Consider the following 11,194-nt stretch of genomic DNA (forward strand, 5'->3'; position numbering starts at 1 on the left):
CTTCTGTGATTTATTGCGTAAGCGTTGCTTGCCGTAGGCGTCGCATCCCTCTTTAAAAACTGTCCGGAGTATTGAAATATTACATCATAATTTTACCTCAAATATCTTTCTAGTTCTGATATATTTTGGTTTTAGGGTTGAGCCAGGAAGTCGAGGCGTTGCGGATAGCTCTTTAGCCGTGATATTTTAACTTTAATTCCGCGATTCCCGGCTAAGTATTTTCTGTGAGTTTGTGCAATAAAACTTGTTGAAACTTCTAATCGTTTTTCTGTTTCTCGATAACTAAATTCTTTTAATCTGAGTAAAACAGCTTGCGCTTTCTTCCCTTTTATGAGATTTTTATATGCGATCAAATCTTGCACCTCTTCTAGCTGTTTTTCTATCTTATCTTTTTTTACGTTGCTGATTAACGGTATGAACCAACTTTTTTCGGAAGTTACAAAACTCACCCTACTTGGCTTATGGCAATTCCGAACTCTTCAATTCATACCTGTATTAAGCAACGCTAAATGATTAAAGTGACTTGAGAAGACCGCTTTCTAACTGATAAATTGCTGCCATGATTCCACTTTCCGGATTGGTGAGCAGGGACTTTTTGACATCTTTCAAGTATTCTACAATATGTTCCCGCAAAATCGGTCTTTCTACTTTGACTGTGTGATTGTAATCCCACAAATCCCAAATAATAATCCCGATTCCCACAATCGGATCAATTAAACTTACTCCCAACTGACTAGCCACTGTACCGCCTGTTTTTGTAGCTACCTTGGCGGCGGCTTTGCTGGCCACTTTTGCCGTAACTTTGCTGCCCACTTTAGCTGCTACTCCCAAAATTAAGGGTTTAGCAACTAAGTAGCCACTGCCGCCAACTAATACTTTTAATGAGAAATTAGAGATGTTTCCTTTGTCGCTAATTGTGGTGGCAATATCGTTCAGATATTTGTCCCACTGTACTTGTGGTATATTATAATTATTTTGAACTACTTTCACATTCTTGCTAACTTCGGATATGTACAAGTTAGCAGTATCTTGAGTGATTAATTGAAATCGCAGTTGAGCGTTTTTGGGTACGAGCACGCGGTTAGCAAATTCTCTTTGAAAGTCTTCGGTTAATTTTTCGGAAACAGATTGAGAAGCTGCTGTCATATCAAATCTGTTGAGTACGGCAGATTTCACGAAATTAAAAGGTACGGTAAACTCCATCTTTTTTTGATTGAAGTAATCGAAGTACCAATCGAGGAAACTATTGTCTACTCGTGCAATTACTTCGGCTTCCCATTTGTCCAATTCTTTGGAGGCGAAAGTTTCGGCAGTTATATGGGATTGTTGGATGGCGTTTTTAACGTCTTGGTTGACTTTGCTAAAATCGTGCGGCGGCGAGACGACAACTGCTGTGGTTCCGGTATTTGTTAGTGACTGGGAAATTAGAAAGTTACCTAATAGGGGAATGATGACTACTAAAATTACGATCGTCCAAATCATCGGTGTCACAGTTTTGATAAACTGACCGATAACTCTGAGACGTTCTGTTTTCTCTGAATAGCTAATTTCTTCCTTGTCTTGACTCATGGCGGTTTCTCAACTGATGAGATTTGGGCTAGTTTCGATTATAGGCGATCATACCTGCGATCGTGTTACGGGCGTGTGGCCTGAGATTCTGGAAGGGTTGGGGAAAAGTGCGATCGCTCTCTTTATCTGCTTATCTGCGTTAATCGGCAGTTAATAAAAAACTCCATCGGCTTCACCTTAATTCTTTCATATGACCCTTTAACTAATGCTCAGCTTAAACTTTCAGCCTCACTGCCTCGCAGTTTCCCACCAACTATGCAAAGGGTGGCTTTTAGGTGGCATATATCGCCCCTTAACTCGAATTAAATTCAGTACATCGCGTAGTGTTTGCGAATCAACACCTGCTTTCTCTGACCAATGCTTAACTATCTCTAGGGTTGATAAAACCTGAAGCTGTGGTGTCTCGTTCCGAAAAAACGATATCGCTCGTTTATCATCGGTCGCCATTGCCCATTGTCGGTGAACTGCGATGGCGCCAGTCGCTGACTCGCCGTCATCTAAAATAGCGGCGTAATTCACAAATGATTCGGCCTCTTCTTCCGACTCAAAATCCACGGTTATAAGTATACTTTGTGCGATCGCTGCCTCGAATTGAGTCGCACCATCATTTTCCTCGTCTTCAAGACGTTGGAGCGTTTTTAACTCCTGTTCTCGAACAACTTGGGTGACTGCAACCTGAACAGGAATAGACTTCAGAATTGCCAGTAATTGACCCGAAGCACAAAAGTTGAAAACGCAACAGGCATCAAGAAGAAGGTGGGAGTGAACAATTTGCATAACTTGACTTCTCCCATTACTCCTGCATATCGATCAGGTCGAAATCAGAGGCTTCCTCCATCATTCCGCTTGAATGTTCCCGCAATGCTTCTGCGATGCGGCGGGCCTCCAGGCGATCGACATTTAGGAAATCAGAAAAGCGACTCTCTGTAATCAGTCCTTGATCCAACGCCTCGATCGCGAGATGCTGATAGTGGAGAGGGATCGTATCAGTGCGCTGTGGGATGTCCTCTAAGCCAAGCTCCTGTTGTACCTTTCTGACTTTCAACCCGCGGTCGCGCAATCGCTCCCAAGTTCCAGCCCGCACAAGCTCCATTTCTTCTAACCGATAAGCAAGCGCTTCTATGGATACACCGTAGTAATGCGCTAATGTGAATAGATGAGTCGGAGTGAACTTGCCATGCGTGCGGCACATATCGTTGAATCGCTTGAACAAGCCGCTAGTGGGCATCAGGAAATATTTTGGGAAAGTGTCGGCTAGTCGTTCGCTCTCTGGAACTCGCTGATACTGACCTTCAAATTCCAACACAGCTTTTCTCCGATGTGCGAGAAAGTGAAGGTATTCGTGAGTCAGCGACCAACGCCGCCGCTCCTCTGGATGATTAGCATTGATTGCTATGCAACCGCCAAGTCGTTCATCGTACCTGTAAACCCCTGAGTATTTTGGTGGCATCTCTAGATAGAAGATGCGGAGTCCCACATCCTGCTCTAAAATGTCCCGCAGACGTAAAATAGGCCCATCTCCAAGCCCAAGGCGCTGGCGCTCTGCAACTGCTATGCTCTCGGCAGTAGCCTTAAGTGGCATATTCGTTACTTGATACTCAGGAGGATAGTTCTGGGGAAGTGGTGCGGACATAATTTCTTCAAGCTCTAGGTAATTCCGACACAACTCCTCTAGCTGCAGAATTGCTGGTTCAATCTGTACTTCTTCTCCCTCACTGCGCTGATAGGCTGCCCGAAACTGCATCTCAAAAGGTTGGATTACGGGACGAGATCGAACAAAGTCACTGACCGATCGCCCATAGGCGCGGGCGAGTTTAATCAGTTCAGTTGCCTTAATGCGGCGCTCTCCTTTCTCGATAGCAACCATAGTGGTACGTGCAGCGTCAATGATGTTAGCTGCATCAGACTGAGTCATACCGCACTTTTTACGCGCCTGTTGAAGGAGTTCCCCAAGCGTTCGCAGATCGATGTTGTCAAGGATATTGCTAGTCATACATTTTTCCTCAACTTTACTGAGCTTTGACTGCGTGTCTGTTTAATAAGTGCTGTTTGCCACGTTGATTCGATCGGTCAACCGCAATTTGGGACTTTACTGTATCCCATTCAGAAACATAGCTTCGATAAAGCTGAATCAGGTGGCTCCGCATATCAGCGGGCAGTAGGCATTCTGCCCCAGCGCCACGATCGACGATATCATCTAACACTGGAAACTCTCGGGTTAAAGCTTCCCACTGAATACCCATTTCATCTGATACATTGAGCAAGTTGCGGAGGGTGTTAACCTGCACAAGCATATGAGCCAGATGCAAACTGGATTCCTTTGGTGGGCGCTCTCCGTGGAACACTACATAACGGGTTCGATCTTCTAGATCGTTAGCCGCAAGCGCCTGTCGTCTTAACAGACAAGAGGAGCAGTAACCACACTGAATCGGCTGCTGGCGATGTGGGCTGTCGCATGACATAGTTAGCGACGGTAAGTCGTTTCTCCCTTCTGCAGCCAATGTTTTGCACATTTTGGCTTTAGTCCAGAACAGAAAGGGGTTTTGCACACGGAATTCTTCTCCCAAAAGTTCTGAGACGACATCGCTCACCATCAGTAAAGTCAGTGGGTGAACAGAGCGAGAGTGATCCAGTCCTACAGCAGATGCACGGTAAGGAAGGTTGATCGCCCCAATCCCATTCTCGTAAACACAGAGAACCCGCCGATTCATGAGGTATGCGCACGCGGCACCAAGCAGAGTGAATACAACACCTCGCGCACGCGAACGCTTGTTCTTGTGCTGCGCATCGCTATCGTGGAAGCGGATTGGGACGCGGAAAAGATGACAACGACCGGGGAATATAGACTCAACCTTTTTTCCTACTCGTCCCTGGCGGGCATAGACACTATTGTTACTGCCACTTCCAAACAGCACGAACGACTTTTCTGGATACATCCGAAGACGAGTGTACAAACCCGCCAGAGCATCAAGTCCACCACTCCAAAGCGCGACTTCACAGCCTTGAGGTATTACGGACAAAACTAATTGTTGGTTAACAAAACGTTCGGGTGCGACCCTGGTTTGGAAGTCGAAAACCCATTCGCTCCCAGTCGCCCATCCAAGCAGGTGTTCCAGCTTTGTCCGGAACGGTTCGGCATTGAGTAATTCCGGATGACGTACTGGAACCACGACTTGAAGACGACGCGACTTTCCGATCAAATTTTGGGGCGCCAGGCGGTCTGAAGCATGGATTGCAACGGCGAGGTCAACGAGGTCGGCAACGATGGCTGGAAACTCTTCATGAACCCGATACCCGAATGCCTCATCATCCACATTGATGCCAACATTTATCTCTTTACCCTGGGAGTGATCTATGAAGCGGACAGACCCATTACTGTTCGAGACAGGTTCAAAGTGCAAAGTGTAATTGCTGTAATCACTGTCGTCAAGGCTCTGCTCAATCGAAGGTTCGTAGTTCATAGCAGATCCTCATCAAGGTCTATCTCTTTCACCTTCTCGCGTGGAGACCGTCGCAGGTTTTTCACATCCTCATTCGCAGTAGCCTTCTTCGCCCATTTACTGATATCGGCTAACATATCTGAACGGATCGCCTCAACACGCTCTGTCACGGTCGCATTATCAACATCAGCATGGTGATTAGGTGTCAGCGGAATGCGTTGCTCAAATTTCGCCTTGTACACTTCCAGGAAGAACCGCTCTACAACCGCTTCCGGCAAATTGTTAGTTTCTGCTGTATGCTTATAGCGAAATTCATGGAGGATGCCCTTACCAGCACGACGGAGTAGTTCCTGGACATGATGCTTAACTTTCGCTTGTCCTACCTGTCGATCGATCTCCGTGCTTAAAGCAGCCCAATTTACAGAGCTATGCAGGCCAACATTTTCCACCATCATCTGTCTCAACATCTCCCCCATTCGCTTGGCGTATTTGACCGCCACATTACCGTAGTTTGTCTGGATGTCCCGTATCACAGCACCCTTCACAACCCAAGCATTTTCACTGTTGTTAGCTTTTCCTTCACAAAGCCACTTATACGGCTTCTGGTAAAGCCCCGAAAGCTGACTGTGAACGATATCTCCGTCGGGCATGGTCGAACCTCCAAGGCTCGGAGTTTGCTTATATGATGAAGCTAGCTCTGTTTCCTGACAATGTCAAGCATTAAGGTAAAAAAAAATAGTAAATGTCAGGATCGAGATTGCCAAGATTAGATACAGCCCACACTCGGAGATGAGGAGGAGCGTAAGTGGGAACTTGATCGCACACTCAATCCCCTACCTCGGAGCAACTTACGGACGATCGCACTATTTAACGGGCGAGTCGAGAAAATTGGCTTGACTAGAAAAAAAAGGCCTATGGCTGTTGCACTAGCTGTTGTGCATTAAATGTCCAGTAATTTTCTACTGAAAAAACCCGGTTTCTCCAAGAAACCGGGTTTTTTATTCAACGCTAAAAACGATTAAACCTTCGCTTCATTCTTCACCAAATTACCCCAACCCAAATCCTTCAGCGAATTATTCCGGCGCAGCGGACGAGTCACCAACTCCAAAATATCCCGCGCATTACCAAAGCCGTGAATCTGAGCAAAAGTAAACTCAACAGACCACTTAGTATTAATTCCCCGCGCTTCCAAAGGATTAGCGTGAGCCATACCAGTAATCACCAAGTCAATATTCTGCTCGTAAATCCGCTGAAGCTGATTGTAATTGTCTGGTTTCTCCACAATCCGAGGAGTAGGAACTCCCATCTCGTGACAAGTCTTTTCTAACAAAGCCAATTCGGCCGCCTGATAGCGCTTGTCCATGTAAGGAATGCCGATTTCCGGGCAAGTCATGCCGCAGCGAATCAAGAAACGTGCTAAAGAAATCTCCAGCAAATTGTCGCCCATAAAGAAGACAGATTTGCCGCGAATTATTTGCAGGTAATCTTCCAAACCAGCCCAAATTTGCGCTTCCCGTTCGTCCAAACCTTTTGGTTCAATTCCCAACACTGAGCAAATCTTTTCAATCCAAGCGCGAGTTCCGTCAGGACCGATCGGGAATGGCGAACCAATTAGCTTACACTTGCGGCGGCGCATCAACGTAGAAGCAGTACGCGACAAGAAAGGATTCATGCCAGATACATAATAGCCTTCTTCCAAGACTGGCAATTCAGTGTAGCGCTTGGAAGGAAGCCAACCAGAAACCTTAATTCCTTGCTTCTTCAATTCTAAGGTTAGCTGAGTAACAACCGGATCGGGCAAAGAACCGAAAAGTACCAGCGGTGTGTGCTTGACATATTCCGATTCATCTGCTGCAACTTCCTCTTTTTTCTTGCCGAAATTCAGCAGTTGAGAGATAGCATTGCGTTCTTGTTTCTGAGATTCCATCACGGGCGCTTTCTCAGGACATTTAGCAGCCATCGCTGCCAAAACGGTATCTTCCCCTTGAGTAAAAGCGTAATCCAAGCCGTTAGCGCGCGCTGTGACGATGGGAATGCCAATTTCTGCTTCGAGTTTCGGCGCTAACCCCTCCAAATCCATTTTGATGATTTCGGTGGTGCAAGTGCCGATCCAAACAATTACACTGGGGTTACGATCGCGCTTAATTTGCAAGCACAGCCGCTTCAACTCATCATAATCGTTTAACTGAGCGGAAATATCGCCCTCTTCCAACTCAGCCATCGCATAGCGAGGCTCAGCAAAAATCATCACGCCCATTGCGTTTTGCAAGAAATAGCCGCAAGTCTTAGTACCGATGACCAAGAAAAAGCTATCTTCAATTTTTTGATAAAGCCAAGCTACGCAGCTAATCGGACAAAATGTGTGATAATTGCCTGTTTCGCATTCAAAGTTTAAAGCTTCCGGTTCATTAGTAGTAATAGCAGTCATATCTCAAATCTTCTCCTTTAAATTGTTTTTAGTCTCGAACAGGACAGGCTTGGCTAGCGAGAAAATACCTGTATTTTGCGATCGCATCTCTTGCTGCGGACACGCATAAGTTGTTTTTCAGGTTGTTTTTCCTCTCGAAGGCGAACAGGCGCAGGGACGAGAAAACACCTGTTTTGTACGATCGCGCTTTCGCAGCGAACAATAATAGAAATACCTGGTTTTGGCGTAATTCCTCTGAAAAATAGATGCAGCAAACTCAATATTTCCGCAGCCGCAGCATCCAAAATTTGAGCTAAAAAATTCTGCGCGAGGGCATACAATCCCTCACCGCAGGGATTTAGTGTTCTTCAACTCGCTAAGGCAAAAAGCCTTTTGGCAGTTGTGAGTTGGAGCTCATTAAAAATTAACAACTCGCAACCCACAACTCACAAATAGAACGGGAAACTTCAAAACTAGAAGAGACGCGGGCGATCGCCACAACCTCACTTAAAATCCGACAAAAAGCCCGAAATTTCTTCATCGTCATCGTCGGAATCCAAATCGCCGAGACCTAGAGCATCTAAATCATCTTCATCAGGATCTCCGGTAGTTGCTTCCCCGAGATCGTCGAGTCCGAGATCGTCGAGGTCATCGTCATCAGATACAGAGAAATCGTCAATACCGTCTTCGTCCAAGTCGCCGAGATCCATATCTAGGTCATCTGAGGTCGCTGTCCCAAAAGGATCGGGTATTTCTTCGGCGACAAACTCTGCATCTTCTTCCCCAAACGGATCGGAAATTCCCGCTTCGAGATCTCCAGAGGTCAAAGTCCCAAATTGTGAGGCTTCTTCTTCCTCGTCATCGCCGAGGTCGAGACCGCCCAAAGCCGAGGCTTCTTCTTCCTCGTCATCGCCGAGGTCGAAGTCAGATATGACATCTTCCTCGTCCTCGCCCATATCGAAGTTAGATACGGCGTCTTCCTCATCGTCGCCCATATCAAAGTCAGATACGGCGTCTTCCTCATCGTCGCCCATATCAAAGTCAGATACGGCATCTTCCTCATCGTCATCGAGACCGAGCCCGTCCAAAGCCGACGCTTCTTCTTCTTCGTCATCGTCCAGGTCGAAGTCGGAGACCGCTTCCTCCTCGTCATCGTCCAGGTCGAAGTCGGATACCGCTTCTTCCTCGTCATCGCCCAGGTCGAAGTCGGAGACCGCTTCTTCCTCGTCATCGCCCAGGTCGAAGTCGGAGACCGCTTCTTCCTCAAACTCATCGAAGGATTCCTCGTCGGAGTTCAGTGCTGAGGCTGCTGCTGCCAGACCAGCGGCTCCGGCGACTCCGGCGACTACTCCCGCTGCTGCTAAGGCCGCACCGCCCAATTTATTAGATTTGGCTGGGGGTGCAGCAGTGGCAGTTTGAGTGGCTGCGGGCGCAGCAGTGGCAGTTTGAGCTGCTGCGGGTGCAGCAGGGGCAGTTTGAGTGGCTACGGGTGCAGCAGGGGCAGTTTGAGTGGCTGCGGAGGCTCGTGTCGCTGCCGCTGCGGGTGCAGTGACAGTTGGAGTTGTGCTGGCCGTCTGTTGCGCGGTATTTGAGGGCATACCCAGCGCCATGTCCGGGTCAAAATTTAGCCCCAAGACTTCGATCAGGCTGTCTGCATCCGGCTTGAGTTTTGAGAAGGGCAGCATTAATTGCTGGAGTTCCGGCTCCAGGGCAGCCGCAATTCCCAGGATGAGGTAAGAAACAGGCCTTTTCCCGCCGTCGGGTGTGGCGACCGTGTTCTCAGCCGTCATGTGCAGGAGCAGCCAAGCCCGATTTACCTGGTAGTAGTCCAACCACTTCTGTTTGAGAGCAACTGAAAAAGTATCAAAAAAAGCCATAACCTCTTTATCCTCATCCTGATCGCTAGACCTATTAAACCATCATCAGGTCTAGCTCATCTTCCTCCTTCTTGACCACCGGTTGGACTGGATTTAGATAAAAATCTGATAGAAGCGCGAATAATTCGCGATCGGGAGTGTCGTTGGGCACTACTCCTTCGGGCATTGCCAAAATCTGGTCAGCGATGTTGAGGTAGTAATCGCAGACATAGTTGAGGGAAGGATCGCTTTCGGCCATCTCAAACAATGTTTTGCCTTTGACGCGAGAAACTCGGATGTCTTCAATCAGGGGTAGCACTTCCAGCACTGGCATGGGTACTGAGTCGATGTACTTGTCGATCAAGTCGCGCTTTGAGGTGCGGTTGCCAATTAAACCGGCGAGCCGCAACGGGTGAGTGCGGGCTTTTTCGCGGACTGAGGCGGCGATGCGGTTGGCTGCAAATAAAGCGTCGAAGCCGTTGTCGGTAACAATCATGCAGTAATCTGCGTAGTTCAAGGGGGCTGCAAAACCGCCGCACACTACGTCGCCGAGCACGTCGAACAGGATGATGTCGTATTCGTCGAAGGCATTGAGTTCTTTGAGCAGTTTGACGGTTTCGCCGACTACATAGCCGCCGCAGCCAGCTCCTGCGGGAGGGCCGCCTGCTTCTACGCAGTCAACGCCGCCGTAGCCTTTGTAGATGACATCTTCGGGCCAAACGTCTTCGTAGTGATAGTCCTTTTGCTGAAGGGTGTCAATAATTGTGGGGATTAAGAAGCCAGTGAGGGTAAATGTGCTGTCGTGCTTTGGATCGCAACCGATTTGCAAAACTTTCTTGCCGCGCTTGGCTAGGGCAACGGAGATGTTGCAGCTTGTTGTCGATTTGCCAATTCCACCTTTTCCGTAAACTGCGAGTTTCACTCTTTGTTCTCCTATAGGTTTCTATCAAAACGATGAGGGCTGGGGTTTCATGCTTTTTTTCGATCGCCCAACTGCAATAGCCCAATTGCAATAGCCCAATTGCAATGCCCTTACTGTCAGTCGATGTGAGATTTCAGATTTGAGATTTTAGATTGACTCAACAGATGAATCTGCAAGTTCTCTCTAATGGCTAAAATTTTTCGATCTCGACGACTTTTGTTTGGGGCTTGTATCCTTCTTTGGGTTAGGCCAATTTTGGACTCTGCCCTTAGTCACCTCGTTGAAAGCATTATTAGCTAACTTGCGATGAAAAGAAAGGGGGCGTCTAAATGAAAATGCTAGTAAATTTGTTTATTTTGCATCTTTGGGAATCTTAACTGGTTTTTTGATATAAGAATCTATTTTTATATTTTTTTTAGCTTTTAAATTGATTTTAGAATACTTTCTTAATATAAAGAGGTACAAAAATAAAACAAAAATTAACTTCTCAAACAATCTGGGCTTTTGGCTTTGGGGCTAGGATGCAGGCAGTTGATGGCTTGTGCGGGTAACTCGAACGGTCATAAAGACGCTAGTGGATGAGGCCAACTCGAAGTTAGTTCGGATCATTTGGGTCGGGGGAGGGCAAAGTTATGGGATTTTAGATTTTAGATTTGAGATTTTAGATTGGGAAAGATTGACTTTGCTGGGGTTTCTGGTGTTTTGTAAAAAATTGTGAATTTTTAGGAAAAGGTGGGGAGTCGGAGAGTGGGGGAGTGAGCCGGGGAGAGGGAGAGTGGATGGGGAGAGTGGGGGATTGGGAGAATATGATGTCTTCCCCATGACTACTGATACCAGTTGAAAAAAAGAATGCAACTGTAGACCCGTCCTCCAAACCCCGGGCTTCATGAGTCATTTCCCATCCTTAAATTGTTCAATCTAAAATCAATACTCCGGACAGTTTTTAAGCAGCCAAAGTACCATAAGACAAGACTGAAGAAAGATTAGGATGGTTTAAAAT

The 11,194-nt window shown here is 47.0% G+C and carries 10 protein-coding genes; all 10 read right to left on the reverse strand.

Going from position 1 to position 11,194, the window contains the following annotated elements; all coding sequences use genetic code 11:
* Positions 1-131: 131 nt before the first annotated feature.
* The 10 genes from QUA70_RS26775 to bchL all read right to left on the reverse strand — a co-directional run bounded on the left by QUA70_RS26775 (position 132) and on the right by bchL (position 10,194).
* Positions 132-449: a hypothetical protein gene (locus QUA70_RS26775; protein ID WP_333324147.1), complete on the reverse strand. Its 318-nt coding sequence runs from the start codon at positions 447-449 to the stop codon at positions 132-134.
* Between the two features lie 64 nt (positions 450-513).
* Positions 514-1,569, reverse strand: a complete 1,056-nt coding sequence (locus QUA70_RS26780; RefSeq protein ID WP_333324145.1) for a hypothetical protein — start codon at positions 1,567-1,569, stop codon at positions 514-516.
* Positions 1,570-1,797: 228 nt separating this feature from the next.
* On the reverse strand, positions 1,798-2,346 hold the full coding sequence (locus QUA70_RS26785) for a hypothetical protein (protein WP_333324141.1): 549 nt from the start codon (positions 2,344-2,346) through the stop codon (positions 1,798-1,800).
* 16 nt (positions 2,347-2,362) lie between these two features.
* Positions 2,363-3,562, reverse strand: coding sequence for an XRE family transcriptional regulator (locus QUA70_RS26790; RefSeq protein WP_333324139.1), 1,200 nt, complete (start codon positions 3,560-3,562; stop codon positions 2,363-2,365).
* A gap of 16 nt (positions 3,563-3,578) precedes the next feature.
* Positions 3,579-5,030: a 7-cyano-7-deazaguanine synthase gene (locus tag QUA70_RS26795; RefSeq protein ID WP_333324137.1), complete on the reverse strand. Its 1,452-nt coding sequence runs from the start codon at positions 5,028-5,030 to the stop codon at positions 3,579-3,581.
* A complete protein-coding gene (locus QUA70_RS26800) occupies positions 5,027-5,659 on the reverse strand; it encodes a hypothetical protein (protein WP_333324135.1) in 633 nt (210 codons plus the stop codon). Before QUA70_RS26800 ends, QUA70_RS26795 begins: the two co-directional genes overlap by 4 nt.
* A gap of 368 nt (positions 5,660-6,027) precedes the next feature.
* On the reverse strand, positions 6,028-7,437 hold the full coding sequence (locus QUA70_RS26805) for a ferredoxin:protochlorophyllide reductase (ATP-dependent) subunit N (RefSeq protein WP_216670582.1): 1,410 nt from the start codon (positions 7,435-7,437) through the stop codon (positions 6,028-6,030).
* A gap of 53 nt (positions 7,438-7,490) precedes the next feature.
* A complete protein-coding gene (locus tag QUA70_RS26810) occupies positions 7,491-7,757 on the reverse strand; it encodes a hypothetical protein (RefSeq protein WP_333350865.1) in 267 nt (88 codons plus the stop codon).
* A 162-nt stretch (positions 7,758-7,919) separates the two neighbouring features.
* The gene (locus QUA70_RS26815) at positions 7,920-9,293 is read right to left on the reverse strand and encodes a DUF5331 domain-containing protein (protein WP_333350867.1); all 1,374 of its coding nucleotides are present in this window, start codon (positions 9,291-9,293) and stop codon (positions 7,920-7,922) included.
* A gap of 34 nt (positions 9,294-9,327) precedes the next feature.
* The gene (gene bchL, locus QUA70_RS26820) at positions 9,328-10,194 is read right to left on the reverse strand and encodes a ferredoxin:protochlorophyllide reductase (ATP-dependent) iron-sulfur ATP-binding protein (protein ID WP_006634709.1); all 867 of its coding nucleotides are present in this window, start codon (positions 10,192-10,194) and stop codon (positions 9,328-9,330) included.
* Between the last annotated feature and the right edge of the window lie 1,000 nt (positions 10,195-11,194).

The organism is Microcoleus sp. LAD1_D5 (assembly GCF_036702115.1).
In the GTDB taxonomy this organism is placed as follows: domain Bacteria; phylum Cyanobacteriota; class Cyanobacteriia; order Cyanobacteriales; family Microcoleaceae; genus Microcoleus.